General features: G+C 71.3%; 14 protein-coding genes. 7 read left to right on the top strand and 7 right to left on the bottom strand.

The annotated features are described in order from the left end of the window. Positions 1-144: 144 nt before the first annotated feature. Both PV364_RS31885 and PV364_RS31880 read left to right on the top strand, forming a co-directional pair. Positions 145-6,225: an RHS repeat-associated core domain-containing protein gene (locus PV364_RS31885; protein WP_319663983.1), complete on the top strand. Its 6,081-nt coding sequence runs from the start codon at positions 145-147 to the stop codon at positions 6,223-6,225. A 70-nt stretch (positions 6,226-6,295) separates the two neighbouring features. Beyond that, positions 6,296-6,715, top strand: coding sequence for a hypothetical protein (locus PV364_RS31880; protein ID WP_319663981.1), 420 nt, complete (start codon positions 6,296-6,298; stop codon positions 6,713-6,715). 389 nt (positions 6,716-7,104) lie between these two features. On the opposite strand, the gene PV364_RS31875 is transcribed toward PV364_RS31880, so the two are convergent. After that, entirely contained in the window at positions 7,105-7,389 is a 285-nt protein-coding gene (locus tag PV364_RS31875; protein ID WP_319663979.1) for a helix-turn-helix transcriptional regulator, read from the bottom strand. 66 nt (positions 7,390-7,455) lie between these two features. Between PV364_RS31875 and map the strand changes: the two genes are divergently transcribed. Further along, a complete protein-coding gene (gene map, locus PV364_RS31870) occupies positions 7,456-8,223 on the top strand; it encodes a type I methionyl aminopeptidase (RefSeq protein WP_319663977.1) in 768 nt (255 codons plus the stop codon). Positions 8,224-8,250: 27 nt separating this feature from the next. Here the strand turns inward: map and PV364_RS31865 are convergent, their stop codons facing one another. Both PV364_RS31865 and PV364_RS31860 read right to left on the bottom strand, forming a co-directional pair. Beyond that, positions 8,251-10,593, bottom strand: a complete 2,343-nt coding sequence (locus PV364_RS31865; protein WP_319663976.1) for a glycoside hydrolase family 65 protein — start codon at positions 10,591-10,593, stop codon at positions 8,251-8,253. Then, complete coding sequence (locus PV364_RS31860) at positions 10,590-11,333, bottom strand: beta-phosphoglucomutase family hydrolase (RefSeq protein WP_319663975.1); 744 nt, start codon at positions 11,331-11,333, stop codon at positions 10,590-10,592. The genes PV364_RS31865 and PV364_RS31860 overlap by 4 nt, the downstream gene beginning before the upstream one ends. Positions 11,334-11,485: 152 nt before the next feature. Between PV364_RS31860 and PV364_RS31855 the strand changes: the two genes are divergently transcribed. Further along, positions 11,486-12,088: a GNAT family protein gene (locus PV364_RS31855; RefSeq protein ID WP_319663974.1), complete on the top strand. Its 603-nt coding sequence runs from the start codon at positions 11,486-11,488 to the stop codon at positions 12,086-12,088. A 24-nt stretch (positions 12,089-12,112) separates the two neighbouring features. Here the strand turns inward: PV364_RS31855 and PV364_RS31850 are convergent, their stop codons facing one another. The 4 genes from PV364_RS31850 to PV364_RS31835 form a co-directional block, all read right to left on the bottom strand. Further along, positions 12,113-12,307, bottom strand: coding sequence for a DUF4236 domain-containing protein (locus tag PV364_RS31850; protein ID WP_319663972.1), 195 nt, complete (start codon positions 12,305-12,307; stop codon positions 12,113-12,115). A gap of 485 nt (positions 12,308-12,792) precedes the next feature. Further along, complete coding sequence (locus PV364_RS31845; protein WP_319663971.1) at positions 12,793-13,263, bottom strand: VOC family protein; 471 nt, start codon at positions 13,261-13,263, stop codon at positions 12,793-12,795. Between the two features lie 119 nt (positions 13,264-13,382). Continuing rightward, positions 13,383-14,267 carry a DUF3626 domain-containing protein gene (locus PV364_RS31840; RefSeq protein WP_319663970.1) on the bottom strand — a complete coding sequence of 295 codons (885 nt, stop codon included), beginning with the start codon at positions 14,265-14,267 and terminating at the stop codon, positions 13,383-13,385. Between the two features lie 76 nt (positions 14,268-14,343). Then, positions 14,344-15,036, bottom strand: coding sequence for a FadR/GntR family transcriptional regulator (locus tag PV364_RS31835; protein ID WP_319663969.1), 693 nt, complete (start codon positions 15,034-15,036; stop codon positions 14,344-14,346). Between the two features lie 207 nt (positions 15,037-15,243). Here PV364_RS31835 and PV364_RS31830 point away from each other — a divergent pair, with 207 nt between their 5' ends. Genes PV364_RS31830 through PV364_RS31820 form a run of 3 tightly spaced genes read left to right on the top strand, consistent with a single transcriptional unit; the run spans position 15,244 to position 18,151 of the window. Next, a complete protein-coding gene (locus PV364_RS31830) occupies positions 15,244-15,828 on the top strand; it encodes a hypothetical protein (protein ID WP_319663968.1) in 585 nt (194 codons plus the stop codon). A gap of 2 nt (positions 15,829-15,830) precedes the next feature. After that, positions 15,831-16,502: a DUF5987 family protein gene (locus tag PV364_RS31825; protein ID WP_319663967.1), complete on the top strand. Its 672-nt coding sequence runs from the start codon at positions 15,831-15,833 to the stop codon at positions 16,500-16,502. Next, entirely contained in the window at positions 16,499-18,151 is a 1,653-nt protein-coding gene (locus PV364_RS31820) for a GMC family oxidoreductase (RefSeq protein ID WP_319663966.1), read from the top strand. The genes PV364_RS31825 and PV364_RS31820 overlap by 4 nt, the downstream gene beginning before the upstream one ends. Positions 18,152-18,352: the final 201 nt, after the last annotated feature.

Here is an 18,352-nt window from a genome sequence, read left to right as displayed (position 1 = left end):
GTGACGTCCTCGCCGCGTGGCACGGACGGGCAACGGAAGATGCCGGCGAGTGCGCCGCGGCATGCGGTGCCCGAGGCCGGGTCGGCGACGGTGACGCTTAGCCCGGGTGCCAAGGCGGTGACGCGGCAGGCGGGTTCGTTGCCGGTGTCACTGACGACGCCCGCGGCCAGCAAGACTGGGGGCGCCCTCGACGGACGTGCGACAGTGCGGGTGCTGGACGCCGCGGCCGCGCGGAAGGCGGGCGTGGACGGGCTGCTGTTCTCCGTCGGGCGCGAGCCGGGTGCGACGGGCGGCCGGGTCGGTGTGGACGTGGACACGTCCGCGTTCGCGCAGAGCTACGGCGGTGCGTACGCGGCGCGTCTGAAGCTGGTGCGGATGCCGGCGTGTGCGGCGACGGCGCCGGAGCTCGCGCGGTGCCGTGCGGGTCAGCCGGTCGCCTCACGAAACGACGGCGGCAGGCTGTCCACCACCACGACTCTTTCCGCCACCGGTCCGGTGCTGTTCGCGGCGACGACGGCCGCCGCGGGTGGCACGTCCAGCGACCACGGCGACTACACCGCCAGTTCGCTGTCCGCTTCCGCGACGTGGTCGACGAGTCTGAACTCGGGCAGTTTCTCGTGGTCCTACGACATGCCGGTGCCGAGTGTTCCTGGGGGCCTCACACCCAAGGTGGGTCTGTCGTACTCATCGGGCGGCATCGACGGCCGTACGTCTTCCACGAACAACCAGTCGTCCTGGGTCGGTGACGGCTTCAGCCTGTGGCCGGGGTCCATCGAGCGCAGTTACAAGCCGTGTGCCGATGACGATGTGAAGAACGCGGACGGCAACAAGCCGGGCGACATGTGCTGGGCGTACGACAACGCCACGATCTCCTTCGACGGGCATGCGGGTGAGCTGATCCCGGACGGAACGAACTCGTTCAAGTTGAAGGGTGACGACGGCACCAAGGTTGAGCGGGTCTACGGCTCCACGAGTGATGTGCGGGGCAATGGGGCGCGCAACGACGAGTACTGGAAGGTGACGACGACCGACGGCACCCAGTACTTCTTCGGTTACAACCGCCTGCCGGGGTGGGCGTCGGGCAAGGCGACCACGGATTCGACGTGGACGGTCCCGGTCTTCGGTGACGACGCGGGCGAGCCGTGCCACCAGTCTGCGTTCGCGGATTCCTGGTGCCAGCAGGCGTACCGCTGGAACCTGGACTACGCGGTCGATGTGCACGGCAACGCGATCGCGTACTACTACAAGAAGGAATCGAACTACTACGCGCGGAATCTGAAGGCCGCCGACGAGACGGTCTACGACCGCGGCGGCTACGTCGATCACATCGACTACGGGCTGCGCAGCACCACGGTCTACTCGGCGAAGGCGCTGGCGCAGGTGACGTTCGCCAACGCGGAGCGCTGCCTGCCGCAGACCGGGGTGACCTGCGACGCCTCGACGATCGACGACAAGAAGTTCTACTGGTACGACACGCCGTGGGACCTGAACTGCAAGTCCGGTGAGGACTGCACGAAGTCGGCGTCGCCGAGTTTCTGGACGCGCAAGCGCCTGACGGGTGTCACGACGCAGGTGCTGAAGTCGGACGGCACCTATGCGCCGATCGACACGTGGGCGCTGGGTCAGCGCTGGGGCATGGCGGACATCGACTACCAGTTGCTGCTGGATTCGATCCAGCACACGGGCAAGTCCGCGACGCCGAACATCACCCTGCCGAAGGTCACCTTCGGCTACAGCCAGGCGGCCAATCGCTTGGACATCCCCGGGGACGACACCGCTCCGTTCATCAAGGAGCGCCTGTCGACGGTGGCGGACGAGTCCGGCGGCCAGATCGACGTGAACTACTCCGCGGCCGAGTGCGACGCCGATCATCTGCCGGCGCCGCAGACGAACACCACGCGCTGCTACCCGGTGTTCTTCACCAAGTCCGGTGACGTGGATCCGTCGTTGCAGTGGTTCAACAAGTACGTGGTCGACTCGGTGACCGAGACCGACCGCACGAACTCCTCGCCGGACATGGTCACCTGGTACCAGTACCTCGACGGCGGTGCGTGGCATTTCGCCGACGACGACGGGCTGACGAAGGAGAAGTACAAGACCTGGTCGCAGTGGCGCGGCTACGGGCATGTGCGCGAGCTGACCGGCGGCCAGGACCTCATGAGGTCGCAGACCGACCACTGGTTCCTGCGCGGCATGGACGGTGACCGCAAGGGCACGTCCACCGACGACGGCACCAAGACCGTCACTGTCCCGGACGACAACGGCGGCACGATCACCGACCACGACTCCGCGGCCGGGTTCGAGTACAAGACCGAGGAGTACAGCGGACCCAGCGGCCGGGTGCTGAACAAGACGGTCACCACCCCGTGGCACTACACCACCGCCACTCGTGTGCGGTCCTGGGGCACGACGACCGCGAACTTGACCGGCGTCGCCTCCACCCGGACCTGGACCTCGCTCGACGACGGCGTCGGCACCAAGTGGCGGACCACCTACCAGACCAGCACCCGTGAAAACCGGGCTGGGCGGGTCACGCAGAGTGACGACTTCGGCGACACGAGCACGGCGGCCGACGACCGCTGCACCCGCACCACGTATGCGGACAACACCACGGCCTGGATCCTCACCAAGCCGTCGCGGGTGGAGACGGTCGCGGTGAAGTGCGACGCGACTCCCGACCGGAAGAAGGACGTCATCTCCGACGTCCGGACCGCCTACGACGGGCTGGCCTACAACGCCACCCCCACCAAGGGCGAACTGACCAGGGTGGCCACCCTGAAGGCGCATGACGGAACGACGGCCACGTACCTGGAGTCCGGCACCGAATACGACCCGGTGTACGGGCGCCTGACGAAGCTCATCGACATCACGGGCACGGTCACGGCCACTGAGAGTACTGCGCCGGTTCGAATCGATCGCACTGACGGCCGGACGACGACCACGGTCTACACGCCGACGACCGGTTTCCCGACCACGATGACGGTCACCGGCCCGCCGGCCACCCCCGGCGTCGCAACGACCGCGCAGTCCACGACCACGACCTACGACACGGCGCGCGGCCTGCCGATCACGGTTCTGGACACGAACAACAAGCGGACCGATACCACGTACGACGCGCTGGGCCGTAATCTGAAGGTCTGGCTGCCGAACCGGTCGCAGGCCAACAACGAGACGCCCAACTACGAGTTCGCGTACACGATCACCGATGGCAAGCCGGTGGCCGTGGCGAGCAAGACGGTGAAGAACGACGGCGGCCAGCGCACCTCGTACACGCTGTACGACGGTTTCCTGCGGGTCCGCCAGGGTCAGGCGCCCGGTCCGAACGGCGGGCGGCTGGTCAGCGACACCTTCTACGACGAGCGCGGCCTGACCTCGAAGGCGTTCGCGCCGTACTACAACACGGCCGCACCCTCCACTGAGCTGCTCAAGCTCGATGACGCGCTGGCGGTGGAGTCCCAGACCTGGACGACCTACGACGGCATGGGCCGGGTGGTGAAGTCCCAGCAGGTGGCGGGCAACAGCGACGGCGGGGCGGTGCTGGCCACCACCAGCACCGTGTACGGCGGTGACCGCACCACGGTCACACCGCCGGACGGGGGCACCCCGTCGACGACGGTCACCGACGCCCGCGGCCGCACGACCGACCTGTTGCAGTACGACGCCGCCACCCCGACGGGCACGCCGACCACCACGCACTACCGCTACGACCCGGCGGGGCACCTGACCGGCGTCACCGACCCGGTCGGCAACCAGTGGACGTACACCTACGACCAGCGCGGCAACAAGACCTCCGACGACGACCCGGACAAGGGCCACACCGACTACACCTTCGACGACCGCAACCTGCTGATCTCCAGCACGGATGCGCGCAGCCCGAAGCAGACCATCACGTATGTCTACGACGGGCTGGGCCGTGAGCTGGAGACCCACGACGGCACGGTGAGCGGGGCGCTGCTGACCAAGCACGTCTGGGACCCGTCCGGCGCGAAGGGGCAGCTGGCCTCCGCCACCCGCTATGTCGGCGGCGCGTCCGGGCAGGCGTTCACCACCACGTACAACGTGTACGACACGCTGTACCGGCCGAACCGTGTCACGACCACGATCCCGGCGTCGGAGGGCGCGCTGGCCGGCGCCTACCAGGTCAACACGAAGTACAACCCGGATGGCACGGTCCAGTCGTCCAGCTACCCGGCGGCCGGGTCCCTGGCCTCCGATGTGCTGACCCCCACCTACGACGACGTCCTGCGGCCGGTCACACTCACTGGCACCGGCGGCGTCACCTACATCACCGACACGGCCTACAGCCTGACCGGCAAGCCGCTTCAGTTCACGTACCAGAGCGGCGGCAAGAAGACCCAGGTCACCAACACCTACCAGTGGGGCACGCAGCGCCTGAACACCTCACGGGTGGACCGTGAGGGCGTGCCCGGGGTCGACAAGTACGCCACCTACGGCTACGACCAGGCCGGCAACATCACCTCGATCGCCGACACCTCGCGCGACGGCACCGACAACCAGTGCTTCACCTACGACCACCTCGGCCGCCTCACCGACGCCTGGGCCCAGGGCGCCAACGACTGCGCCACGACAGCAGGCGCCCTGCTTGGAGGACCGGCTCCGTACTGGGAGTCCTACACCTACGACGCCACCGGCAACCGCCGCACCGAAACCCAGCACGACCCGGCCGGCAGCGCCGTGCAGGACGTCACCCGCACCTACGACTACCCCGCGCCCAAGGCCCCGCGCCCGCACGGCCTGACCCAGGTCACCACGGCCGGCCCCACCGGCAGCGCCGTCGACTCCTACTCCTACGACACGGTCGGCAACACCCACACCCGCACCGTCGGCGGCGACACCCAGACCCTCGACTGGGACGCCGAAGGCCACCTCGCCAAGGTCACCGAAGGGTCGAAGACCACCTCGTACGTCTACGACGCCGACGGCAACCGCCTGATCCGCCGCACCGACAGCGAGACCACCCTCTACCTCGGCGGCACTGAACTCACCCTCGCCAAGGGCGCCTCGACCGCCAAGGCCACCCGCTACTACGACCTCGGCGGCGGCAACCAGGCCATCCGCACCGACGACGGCAAACTTTCCTTCCTCCTCGGCGACCACCACGGCACCTCCGAACTCGCCGTCAACGCCACTGACCTCACCATGCAGCAACGCCGCGCCACCCCCTTCGGCGGCTCCCGCGGCAAGGCGCCCACGTCCTGGCCGGGGCAGAAGGGTTTCGTCGGCGGCACCGACGACCCCACCACCGGCCTCACGCACCTCGGCGCCCGCGAGTACGACCAGGCCACCGGCCGCTTCCTCAGCGTCGACCCCGTCATGGACACGGGCGACCCGCAACAGATGAACGGCTACGCCTACAGCCATAACAACCCTGTTACCAACAGTGACCCCGCTGGTCTGCGGGACTGCGGCGAGACCGAGTACTGCGGCAAGGGCAGCAAGCCCAATATCGAATACGGCACCGCGGCAAGCCCCGCGCCTGCGAAGAGCAGTGGCGACAAGCCGTCGGTAAAGGGAAGCCTGACCATTCAGTCGGAAGCTCCCACCTCTTTGTCGTCGAAGGGGCAAAAGGCGTGGAACGATGCGCTCGACGAGGTGCGGGCGCACAGAAACTTCTTTGCGAATGGCGCGGAGACGCCCGAGGGCCTGGCCGCGATGAGCGAGCTGTTCTGGGGAAAGTACTGCGGAAGCGTGGAGAAGGACGAATGTCCTGCGGCGCGGACGAGTGCGACATCCCTGAAGGATTTCGGGCTCCGCCAGTACGACACCGGACTGGGGAGCGGCCTCGAGCCGATGGCCGCCGCAAGTTCGGTCGGTGGTATGACGACCGCACAGGCGCTCAAGAAACTCATGGACCCGGAGCACCTTCGCGGCCAGAGCGAGGAGTATGTCCTTGAGTTGGCTGACAAGGCGGGATTTTCCACGGCGCCGATGAAGCCCACTTCTGCAACGGGTGGGCGTGGGACGCGAATCTACAAACCTGAAGATTCGAACGTGATGCTGTTCATGGAAGCGGGCGATCCGGAGAGTACCAGCGCGGACAAGGTCCACGAGGGACCGTACGTCAAATATCAGATCTCGGGTGCTGGAAAGGACGGCGCTTTCCGCGTACCGATTGCAGGCAACCCGCACCCCCAACTTGGTGGGGATGTTCCTACGGTCTCCCGAAGGCGCATCATGCAGTTCCTCCTCGGGCAGGAGGAATAGCCGGGTAGAGCTGTAAAGCGCGTAGCCGGTCGATCGCGTCCTCGGGCGCCCGACCGGCTACACTGCTTTCATGAACGCTTTTTCATCCCTTTCCTCGGACAGATTCGTTGACGCGCTTCGTCGCGGTACCGACGCGATGTGGTCCCTCGATGCGGCCGTTTGGCTGTTGGAGCGTCACGGGGTCTGGCTGGAAAGTCCCGAGTTGCGTAATTTTGTTCAAGGGGGCGTTGACGAGGACGGTGAGATGTGGGCGGGATTCGATGTCCGCCCGATAAGGGAGGCAATCGATTCCGGGGGATTCGGTGAGTGGCGCGAGGATCTTGCGGTCCTCATGGTGGCAATGAGTTTGTACGGGGACTTTCCGATTGCCCTTCGGTACACTTGCGAAAATCTGTCCCTGGAGAACCTCGCGCTGATCAGCGAAGCGCTCTTCAAGGCCTGTGGTTACAAGGTTCGACTCGCCGTGGCGGCTGGTGATGGCGATTCTTGAGAAGTGAGTTTCTCGGCGCGGTATTCCAGTCGCCGTTCATGATGTGACGGGTCGCCGGGTGGTGCGTCGACACGTCGGGGGCTGCTGCGGTCGTGCATGGATCTCATGCCGACGGAGTTGCCTCATTCGATGGGATGTCGGCCGGATGGCCATCCAGTGTGCGGATCGAGGCCGTGCCGGGGGGCCTTCGTCGCCGAATGCGTGACACCCGCTCGCCCGGGTCCATACCCGTGCGCCGTGTGGCCCCGGGCCGGACGGGCTGCCCGCGCTCGCATTATGCGTTGGGCTCCGCCGCGTTGCCGGCCAGGTCAAGTCCGGCGGTGGCTACACGCTTTCCGGGCCCGCACTCCGCTGCCGCGCTGCCTCCGCCCGCCGGGCCCCGCCGGCGCTCAGGCCGACAGCGCCGCCCCCGCGTCCCCCGCGCCCGGGTCCGCGGCCGCGCAGGCCGCGACCAGGACGTCGAGGGAGATGCCGAGGGCCGCGGCCAGGGCCGCGACCGTGAAGAAGGCCGGGGTCGGGGCGCGGCCGGTCTCGATCTTGCGCAGGGTCTCCGCGGAGACTCCCGCCGCCGCGGCGACGTCCACCATGCTGCGGTCGCCGCGGGCCTCCCGCAGCAGCGCGCCGAAGCGCTCGCCGCGTTCGCGTTCCCACGGGGTCAGGGGCGTTCTCACCATGACCGTGATACTAATACCGGTATAAGTATTGGGTCACGCCGACCCCCCGAGAAGAGGACACGGAACATGGTGGAGATCAAGACCGATGCGGCCCTGGAAGCCATGCGGGAGGCCGGCCGCGTCGTGGCGCAGGCGCTGGCCGCCGTACGGGAGGCGGCCCGCGTCGGCGTGTCGCTGCGCGAGCTGGACGAGGCGGCGCGGGCTGTCCTGGACGCCGCGGGCGCGCGGTCCCCGTTCCTCGGGTACCGCCCGTCGTTCGCGCCGACGCCGTTCCCCGCCGTCATCTGCGCGTCGGTCAACGACGCCATCGTGCACGGCATCCCGGACGGCTACCGCCTGCGCGACGGCGACCTCGTCAGCATCGACTGCGGCGCGGAACTCGACGGCTGGACCGGGGACGCCGCGACCAGCTTCACCGTCGGCACCCCGCGCCCCGGCGACCTGGAACTGATCGACGCCACGCAGCGCGCGCTGGACGCCGGGATCGCCGCGGCCACGGTGGGCAACCGCATCGGCGACATCTCGCACGCCATCAGCAGCGTGGTCCGCGGGGCCCGTTGCGGCATGCCCCGGGACTTCGGCGGCCACGGCATCGGCCGCCGCATGCACGAGGACCCCCACCTGCCCAACCACGGGCGGCCAGGCCGTGGCTTCCCCCTGCGCCACGGCCTGACCCTGGCCATCGAGCCGATGCTGATGGCGGGCGGTCACGACGGCTACCACGCGGCCGCCGACGGCTGGACCCTGCGCACCGACGACGGCAGCCGGGCCGCCCACATCGAGCACACCGTCGCCATCACCGAGGAGGGTCCCCGCATCCTCACCGCGCTGTGAGCCGCCCCCTGAACCACCCGCCCCGCCTCAGCGCCGCGCCGGCCGGCGGCCCGGCGGCTGCTCCGGCTCGGGACGCGCGGTCACCGCCGGCACGGAGCGGCTCTCCGGACCGTCGGTGGACACCGTCAGCGACTCGTCGAAGTGCCGGATCTCCAGCGGGTCGCCCTCCAGCAGCGTGTACGTGGCCACCGAGTCGGTGATCCCGACACGCAGCCGGCGCCCCAGCACCTGCACCGTGAAGGCCAGCCGGCGCACCTTCTCCGGCAGCCGCGGGGCGAAGCCGACCCCGCTCGCATTGCGCCGCATCCCGCCGAAGCCCGCGACCAGGGCCATCCACGTGCCGGCGAGGGAGGCGATGTGCAGCCCGTCGCGGGTGTTGTTCTCCAGGTCCTTCAGGTCCATCAGCGCGGCCTCGCCGAGGTAGTCGTACGCCAGCCGCAGATGGCCCACCTCGGCGGCGATGATCGCCTGGACGCACGCCGACAGAGAGGAGTCCCGGACGGTGAGCGGTTCGTAGTACGCGAAGTTGCGTGCCTTCTGCCGCTCGTCGAAGCAGTCGCCCCGTACGAACATCGCCAGCACCAGGTCCGCCTGCTTGACGACCTGCTTGCGGTAGAGGTCGAAGTAGGGGAAGTGGAGCATCAACGGGTACTGGTCGGGGCGGGTCGCCGAGAAGTCCCAGGCTTGGTGCCGGGTGAACCCGGACGACTGCTCGTGGACGCCCAGGGAGCTCTCGTAGGGCACGGTCATGGCCTCGGCGGCGTCCCGCCAGGCGGCGGTCTCCTCGTCGTCGACGCCGAGCGCCGTGCCCTGCTCGGCGTGGCGCTCGACCGCGTCGGCGGCGTGGCGCAGGTTCGACTGGGCCATGAGGTTGGTGTACGTGTTGTCGTCCGCGATCGCGCTGTACTCGTCGGGCCCGGTGACCCCGTCGATGTGGAACCGGCCGTGGTGGTCGTGGTGGCCGAGCGAGAGCCACAACCGGGCCGTCTCGACGAGCAGTTCCACACCGGTCTCGCGCTCGAAGTCCTCGTCGCCGGTGACCGCGACGTAGCGCACCACGGCGTCGGCGATGTCCGCGTTGATGTGGAAGGCCGCGGTGCCGGCCGGCCAGTAGCTCGATCCCTCGGAGCCGTCGATCGTCCGCCAGGGGAACGCGGCGCCCGCCAGCCCCAGTTGCCCGGCCCGTTCCTTGGCGGCGGGCAGCGTCGCCTGCCGCCATCGAAGCGCCTCGGCCACGGCGTTCGGGGAGGTGTAGGTGAGCAGCGGCAGCACGAAGCTCTCGGTGTCCCAGAACGAGTGGCCGTCGTACCCCGACCCGGTCAGGCCCTTGGACGGGATCGCGCGCTGCTCGGCGCGGGCGCCGGCCTGCAGCACGTGGAAGAGGGCGAAGCGCACCGCCTGCTGGATCTCGGCGTCGCCGTCGATCTCGACGTCGGCCCGGGACCAGAAGGAGTCCAGGTACTCGCGCTGCTCGTCGACCAGGCCCTGCCACCCGGTGCTGCGGGCGCCGGCGAGAGCGGCCTCCACCTGGTCCCGGACCGCCGGCAGCGAGCGCACCGCGGACCAGCCGTAGGAGACCATCTTCTCCATGCGCAGCGTCTCGCCGGGGGACAGGTCGCAGGTGACGGTCAGGCGGCTGGTGTCCGGGAGGCTCTCGCTGTACATCTTCGTCGACTGCGGGCCGTCCACGCTGTGGTCGGCGGCGGCCCCGACCCGCAGCCCGGTGACCGCGGTGCGGTGCACCAGCCGCAGCCGGGTGTTGAGCGCCACGTCCTCCTCGGGCACCAGCGGGGACTCCAGCACGGCGGAGACCCGGGGGTCGCCGGAGACCGTCGGCAGTTGCTCGTTGGCCACCAGTTCGGACTGGACGACGAGGCGGACCGTGGAGTCCACGGCCTCCACCTCGTACAGCACGGCGGCGATGGACCGCTGGGTCAGGGAGACCATCCGGGTGGAGCGGACCCGCACCGTGCAGCCGGCCGGCGAGGTCCACTCACAGGTGCGCTGCAGCAGGCCGCTGCGGAGGTCGAGCACCCGCTCATGGGAGCGCAGCCGCCCGTAGCGGACGTCGAAGGGCTCGTCGTTGACCAGCAGCCGGATGAGCTTGCCGTTCGTCACGTTGATGACGGTCTGGCCGGCCTCCGGGTAGCCGTAGCCCGCCTCGGCGTACGGCAGCGGATGCCGTTCGTGGACGCCGTTGAGATACGAACCGGGAAGTCCGTGCGGCTCTCCCTCGTCGAGGTTGCCGCGCCAGCCGATGTGCCCGTTGGACAGGGCGAAGACCGATTCGCTCTGCGCCAGCACGTCGAAGTCGAGCCCGGTCTCGCGCAGCGTCCACGGCTCGACCGTGAACGCGGAGTGGGTGATCACGCGTTGTCCTCCAGCAGCTCCGCGAGGTCCTGCACCACGATGTCGGCGCCATGCTCGCGCAGCGCGTCCGCCTGGCCGACCCGGTCCACTCCCACCACGTACCCGAACCGCCCGGCGCGGCCCGCGTCCATGCCGGCCAGCGCGTCCTCGTAGACGACCGCGGCGCCCGCCTCGACATCGAGGTCGCGCGCCGCCTCCAGGAAGGTGTCGGGGTGCGGCTTGCCCGGCAGTTTGCGCTCGGCGGCGACGATGCCGTCGATCCGGACGTCGAAGAGGTCCTCGATGCCGACGGCGACGAGCACGTCGCGGCAGTTGGCGCTCGAGGAGACCACCGCGGTACGGAGCCCCGCGGCGCGCACGGCGTGCACATAGCGGACGGAGCCCTCGTAGGCCTCCACGCCCTCCGTGCGGATCTTCTCCAGCAGGATCGTGTTCTTGCGGTTGCCGACCCCGTTCACCGTGTCGCGCTCGGGCGGGTCGTCGGGCGTGCCCTCGGGCAGCTCGATGCCGCGGGAGGCGAGGAAGGTGCGCACGCCGTCGGCGCGCGGGCGGCCGTCGACGTACTCGTCGTAGTCGGCCACCTTGTCGAAGGGGCGGAAGTCCGCGCCGTCGCGGCGGCGCAGGAAGTCGTCGAACGTCTCTTTCCAAGCGGCGGCGTGGACCAGCGCGGTCTTGGTCAGTACACCGTCGAGATCGAAAAGGCAGGCCCGGATGCCCTCCGGGAGACCGGTCTTCGTCATGCAACCCGCCTCCCCGCCAGGGGACCCCGGCATGCCTGCCGGGGCCGTCTACCAGCCGGACGCGGGAGCGCCGGTCGGCCGTACCGGCGGAGGACCGTGCGGGAATCCGCGACCGGGTGCCGTCGCGGGCCCGATCGGATTAGCCTCCGGACATGGCAGTACGCTTCCCTGCTTCCGTCACCATCGACGGCCGGTACGCACGGCTGGTACCGCTGTCGCGCAGCCACGTCCCGGACCTCTACCAGGCGGCCCGTGGCGACGAGCAGGTGTGGCGCTGGCTGTCGACGACGCCGCCGCGGTCGGCCGCCGAGATGGGCGCCATCGTCGACCAGCGGCTCGCCCAGGCGGCGGCCGGCGAGGCGGTCGCGTTCTCCGTGGTGCCCCGGGCGACCGACCGCCCCTCGGGCTGGGCGGCGTACATCCGCATCGCGGCCGCCGACGAGCGCGTCGACATCGGCTGGAGCTGGCTCGACCCCACGCTCTGGGGCACCCCGGTGCACCTGGAGACCCACTTCATGCTGGTCTACTACGCCTTCGAGGACCTGGGCTTCGGACGTGTGCAGTGGCGGCTGGACGACCTCGACCTGCCCACGCAGGACGCCGTCAGCCGGATCGGCGGCATCCGCGAGGGAGTGCTGCGCCGCCACCTCCGGCGCGTCGACGGCACGTGGCGCGACACCGTCTACTACTCCCTCGTCGCGGCCGAGTGGCCGGCGGTCAAGGAGCGCTGGATGTCCGGCTGGATCCTCGAATGACCGCGGCCACCGCGCTCACCGCCGTCACCGCCGCTTGCGGCGCGTGGTGCGCCGCCAGGAGAACGGGCCCGGCAGGTCGACGGACTCGGTGCGGTCCCCGCGCGTGTTCACGGTGTGGCTCGCGTGCGGGCCGCCGGTCGTGATCGACAGCGACTTCTTGTTGATGTTGAGACGGACGCCGGGCAGGATCCGGAACGACTTGCGGAAGTTCAAAGGCATGCGAGCACTCCTCAGGACAGTACGGAACGTGACGTGGTCGTGTGCTGACCGCCTGCCCCTCCGGGGGACTTTCATGACCGATGATGTGTCAGAACCATTCCGGACCACCGCCGATGGCGGGGCCGCGACCCGCGGCAGCCGGCCGCCGCCGCGTTCGCCCGCGTTCGCCCGCATGTGACCGCGCGCACGGCCCCGACGGGGCCGTCCGTTCTCCTGTGCGGACCGTGCCGGGGGCCGGTCCTTCGGTGGCCGCCGGCGGGGGGGTGGCCGCGGCGCGGCCGGTCCCGGTCTTGGCGGGGCGGGGCGATGCCCGGTGGAGGGCGGCAGGTGCGCTCGCGGCCGGGTGGGTTGTCGTGGTGTTCGGCGCTGCTGCGGCGGGCTCGGGTGGGCCGGCTTCGTCTCCCCGTCCGGGGCTCACGGGTGCGGCGTGCGTCCGCCGCCGGCCGTGCCGGGGGCCGGCCGGCGGGGGGCCCGGACGGGGGGCGTCACCACGCGTAGGCGCGGTTCATGATCAACTGTGCGACGACGGGTTCGAGCCGCGGATGGGCCACCATCACCGTGAGGCCGTTCGGGTCACGTCCCTCGACCACCGTGCGGCCGTCGACCGTGGTGGTCTCCACGTGCGCGTCGCGCTCCCGCAGCAGGCGCTCGCACCGGCTCAGGTCCTCGGGGTCCCGCGCGGTCCACACCGTTGCCTGGACGCCGACGCCGCCGAGCGAGTGCTCGCCGCGCGGCATCGCACGCAGCACCACCATCGAGCCCCCGGCGTCCGTCAGCAGCAGTGCCGTGGTGTCCCGGGTCGCGACCTCCATGCGCAGCAGGTCGCCGTAGAACGCGGCCGACTGGTCCAGGTCGCGTACGTAGATCACGAGCGCCGACAGCCGGGGCCTCTCGTCGGCGGGGTCCTGGCCCCCGAGGGGGGCGGGGGTGCCCGTGTGCGGCGACGAAGGCGTCATCGGGGCTCCCGTCTCATCGGCCCGTACGGAACGGCGGCCGGTCGCGGGGATGCGGCCGGTGCCCTCTCCACGCTATCCGGCTCCGCGCCGGGTCGCCCCCCGCGCGCGCCCGCGGACGCTCAGGCAGGCCGGCAGCACGTGGTCGCCGCCTCGCAGGCGGCACCCTCCGGGGCCCCGAAGCGCGCGAGCACGTGCCAGAGCCGCTTGAGCGCCTGCGGGTCGTGGTGGCCGGTACGGGCGGCGTCCCCGATCATGCGCGGGTCGAGGATCCCGCCGGCGGACACGGTGACGCCGAGGTCGGTGTACTCCCGGCCGCGGTAGTCCGCGTGGCGCACCAGGTGCTCCGTGGTCAGCCGGAAGCCGCCGTGCCACTCGACCGGGCAGGGCAGCCGGCGGGCCGCGGCCTCCACCGCGGTGCCACGGAAGGACGGGTCCAGCACCAGCGCCTCCACGTCCCCGTCCAGCACGACCGGGCCGTGGACCTGGGCCTCGATGTGGCCGTCCAGGGTGTCCAGCCCGTCGGCCGCCGCCGGCTCCAGCAGCGCGAAGCGGGCCGCCACCGCGAAGAGCTCCGGTTCCGTGGAGCTGTCCGGATAGCAGAACGTGGTCCGGTTCAGCGTCCGCGGACCGAGCCGGAAGTGGCACGACCCGAAGCGCGGCGCGCCGCCGGCCGGGTCCCGCCGGTGGTTGAGCGCCCCGTACACCGGGCGCGCGTGGGCGGGGGCGCGGTCGTAGGCGCCGCCGAAGATGCGGCTCTCCCAGCGCCACCGGTCGCCGCCCGGGTGGGCCGTCAGCCCCCCGTTGCCGGTGCCCGTCACGAACTGCGAGCGGTACACGCCGTCATGGGCGATCCGCTCCAGCGTCGTCATGCCGCCCGCGTCCCGGTCAGGATGGAAGTTGAGCGTGAGACGGAGGCTCGGGTCGACCGGGCCGCCCGAGGAGCGGGCGGCGACGTGGCGCAGGGCGTGCTCCTGCGGTGTGCGGACGGGGGCGCCGGCGTTCATCGCCACAGTGTGCCCGGGCGCGGGACAGGCCGCACCGTGGTTTCCGGGAGCCCGGGGCGGGGCCGGCGACGTCCGGTCAGGGCGTGTCGAGTGCCTCCACCATGATCCGGCGGGTCTCGTCCAGGTACGTCCCCGCCGCCGCCCGCGCGGCCGCTGCGTCCCCCGACTCCACCGCCGAGACCAGGGGTTCGAGGCGTGCGGCGGCCTCGGCGGGATCGCGGAAGGGCGCGACGAGCCGGGCGCGCAGGGGGAGGTAGGCCGCGAAGAGGGTGTTGGTCAGCAGGACGTAGACGCGGTTGCCGGTGGTGTGGGCCAGCGCGCGGTGCACCTCGGCGTCGGCGAGTTGGGCCGCGTCCGGGCCGGGGGCGTCCGCGACGGCGGCCAGCAGCTCGCGCAGCCGGGCCCGTTGGCCCGCCGTCCCGGCGACCGCGGCTCGCTCGGCGATGAGCGCTCCCACACCGGCGCGGACCTCGAAGATGTCGGCCAGCCAGCCGGGATTGTGGCGGACGAGCATCGGCAGCAGATCGGCGCCGCCCAGGCGGAGGTAGTCGCGCACCCGGGTGCCCACACCGTGCCTGGTCTCCAGCAGGCCGACCTGGGTGAGCCGCCCGAAGGCGTGCTTCACGGTGGTGCGGGTGACCCCGTAGCCCTCGGCGAGGCGCTGCTCGGGCGGCAGGAGGGCGCCGGCGGGGTGTACTCCGCCCAGGATGTCGTCCTGGAGGCGGCGCTCCAGGACATCGACGAGGCTCTCGCGGGTCAGTGGGTCCACCAGGGGCCGTCCTCTCGAGCAGGCGTACCGAAGGTGCGGCGTGCGGTCCCAGCCCAGCCGCCCAGGGGCGGTGCGTCAACACACAGAGGCAGTGGATGAGCCACTGATTCAGTGAGTCTCTGTACAACCTCTTGCCCTGACGTCACGTCAGGTGCATGCTGCGGTGGTGCCCCCGGCCCGTCCCCCACTGACCACCGGAGTGTGCCCGTGACCCTGTTCCCGCGCCCCGCCCGCCTGTTGACGGTGGTCGCCGCCGCCCTCACCGCCCTCACCGTCGCCGCGGGCCCCGCCGCAGCCACGGCGCCCGAGCCCTACACCGAGCCCGCCTTCGCCGGTTCCTGCACGTGGCACTCCTACGGCGAGGGCGAGACACCCGACCCGTGGCTGTGGCTCACCGAACCGGTGTGCGTCGAGTACGCCAAGCGCGACATCACCTTCGACAACGGCGGCGCCGTCCGCTTCCTGCTCGCCGAACCCGCCCGCTTCGCCCTCGCGCTCCCGGTCTGCCGCTACTACCAGCGCGACCACTGGAGCGTGCAGTCCACCACCGGTGCGGTCCCGTACGTGACGTGGAACGGCCGCTACTGGTTCGACAAGCGCGACCGGCGGGCCGCGATGCGGCTGACGGACTTCCAGGTCAACGGCGTCAGCGCCGGCATCGGTGACGTCGTGACCGCGCTGCGCCCGCGGCTGCCCGAGGTGGCCGATGTCCTGGCCGCGTACGGCGACGAGGCCGGCGAGACCGGTCTGGCCGTCACGCTCCCCTTCAGCCTGTTCTGCCCGGCGCGGTAGCCGTGGACGCGGGCATCGACCGCCGCGCCGTGCTGCGCGGACTCGCCGCCGCCGTAGCCGCCCTGCCTGTCCTGGGCGCCGGGGCGGCGACGGCGGCCGCCGCGGCCGCGGCCGCGCCATCGTCCTACGGCTCCTGGCCGGTCTCCACCCTGGAGGCGTTCGCCGACACCCTCGTGCCGGGGGAGCGGCGCGGACCCACCGACCGGGCCGTCGCCGGGGCCGCCGCGGGCCCCGGCGCCGTGCAGGCAGGCGCCGTCGCGCTGCTGACGGCGCCCGAACTCCCCCTGGCCCCACTGCTGCCGGGCATCGCCACGCTGCTGGACGCCCGCGCCACCGGGTACGCCGTCACGCACCTCATCCTGCTGCCCCTGGACCGCCCGCCGTTCGTCGGGCTGGGCTTCGAGCACCGTACCGCCGTGACCGCGGGGCTTTTCCAGCCGGACGACCCCGACCGGCCGATCTGGCAACTGCTGTCGTTCCTCGTGGGGCTCGCCTTCGACACCGCCGCCCACCTGCACACCGCGCAGGCCCTGGCCGACGGCCACCCCGGGCTGACCTGGATCGGCTTCCCGGCCCCCGGCCCGGACGGCCTGTGGCGCTTCCCCGACCACTCGTACGGCAGGGCCCTGGCCGCCCCCCATCCCGCCACCACGCTCTCCGGGAGCCCCGCATGAGCCCGCAGACCACCGATGTCCTCGTCGTCGGCAGCGGCTTCGGCGGCGCCATCCCCGCCTACCACCTGGCCGCGGCCGGCGCCCGCGTCACCGTCCTGGAACGCGGACCCCGGCTCGCCACCGAGGAGTTCAGCCACGATCTGAACCTCGGGGCCTATCCCCGGATCGTCGACGTCATCAAGGGCGACGGCATATCCGTGGTGGCGGGCAACTGCGTCGGCGGGGGCAGCGTCGTGTACTTCGCAGCGTCGCTGCGCGCGCCGTCCTTCGTCTTCGGGCGGCGCGACCCCGCCGGGCGCCGGCTGTGGCCCTCGACCATCACCCGCGCCACGCTGGACCCCTGGTACGACCAGGTGGAGCAGGCACTGCCGGTGACCCGGCTGGACTGGACCGACGTGTCCTACGCGGGCGGTGTCCTGGCCGCCGCCTGCGACCGCGCCGGGCACACCTGCAACCCGGTGCCGGTCGCCGTGGACCGCGCCCGCTGCACCGACTGCAACTGGATGCTGTCCGGCTGCCGTTTCGGCGCCAAACGCTCCATGCTGCTGAACTACCTGCCCGCGGCGGAGGCCCACGGCGCGGAGATCAGGCCGCTGCACGAGGTCCAGCTCGTACGGCCGTCCACCGAGCCCGGATACCGCTACGCGGTCGACTGGACGACCCTCGACGGCGGCGACTACACGTGCCCCACGGGGGTGGGCACGATCCACACCAGGACCCTGGTCCTGGCCGCCGGCGCCGTCGGCACCCCGGTGCTGCTGCAGCGTTCGGCCCCGCTCCTCGGCGGTGTCCCGGCCGCCGTCGGCGGGTGGTTCTCCGGCAATGGCGACCGCGTCAGCGTGGCCGAACTCGACGAGGGCAAGGTCCGCTCGCTGCTCGGCCTGTCCCGCAGTGACACCGTCGCGTACCAGGCCCTGCCCATCGGCATGCCGATCACCTCCGCCTCCTACGACCGACTGGACGCCGCGGCGCCGGAGTTCTCCCGTTTCACGCTGCAGCAGATCTACTTCCCCACGGTCACCAACACCCTCGCCCGGACCGCGGCGGGGCTGTGGTCCGGTGCCGACAAGAAGCGGATGCGGGCGCGGTGGCGCTCATGGCTGACCGTGCTCGCCATGACGGAGGACGAGGCCGAGGGCCGCTTCGGCGCGCCACCGCTCACGGGCAGCTTCACGCGCCTGGCCAACGGGATCGGGCTGGGCACCATGCGCTTCACCCCCGGCGCCGGCACGCGCCGCGGCTGGGACGCCGCCGACGCCCACACACGGTCGATCCTGGAGAAGGACGGCCTGGCGACCGTGCGCCCCTGGGACGAGCACGTCACGGGGACGGTGACCGCGCACCCCCTCGCATCGTGCCGCACCGGGGACTCCGCCGCCCTGTCCGCCCTCGACGACCTGCACGAACTCCGGTCCCACCCCGGCATCTTCGTCACCGACGGCTCGGCCGTGCCGACCTCCCTGACCGTGAACCCCTCCCTGACCATCGCCGCCCTCGCCGAACGCGCCTGCCCGGCGATCGCGGCCCGCTGCGCCCAGTCGGGCGTCGCGCTGCGCTACGCGCCGAGCGATCCCCTCACCGGGCGGGCCCAGGGCGGCGCCGTCGCCTACGCGGCGCGGGAGCTGGCGGCACGGGCCGCGCTCGGCTGACCGGTAGGGCGCGGCGCCGGTGACCGGGCATGATCGGTGCCATGGGCATCGTGGAAAACGTGGCGGAGCGGGTCGCCGCCGGGCACACCGTGGAGTTCGGCTGCCCGGACGGGGCCGCGCCGCCGCTCCGCGCCGGACAGCGGGTCGTCGTGGCACCGGTCGACCCCACGTGGATCGCGGCCGGGGACGTCGTCCTCGTAC

Origin of the sequence: Streptomyces sp. MI02-7b, from assembly GCF_033793585.1 — a bacterium.
Taxonomy (GTDB): domain Bacteria; phylum Actinomycetota; class Actinomycetes; order Streptomycetales; family Streptomycetaceae; genus Actinacidiphila.
The sequence above is the reverse complement of the archived record's forward strand: the minus strand, read 5'-3'. Positions and strand labels throughout refer to the sequence as shown.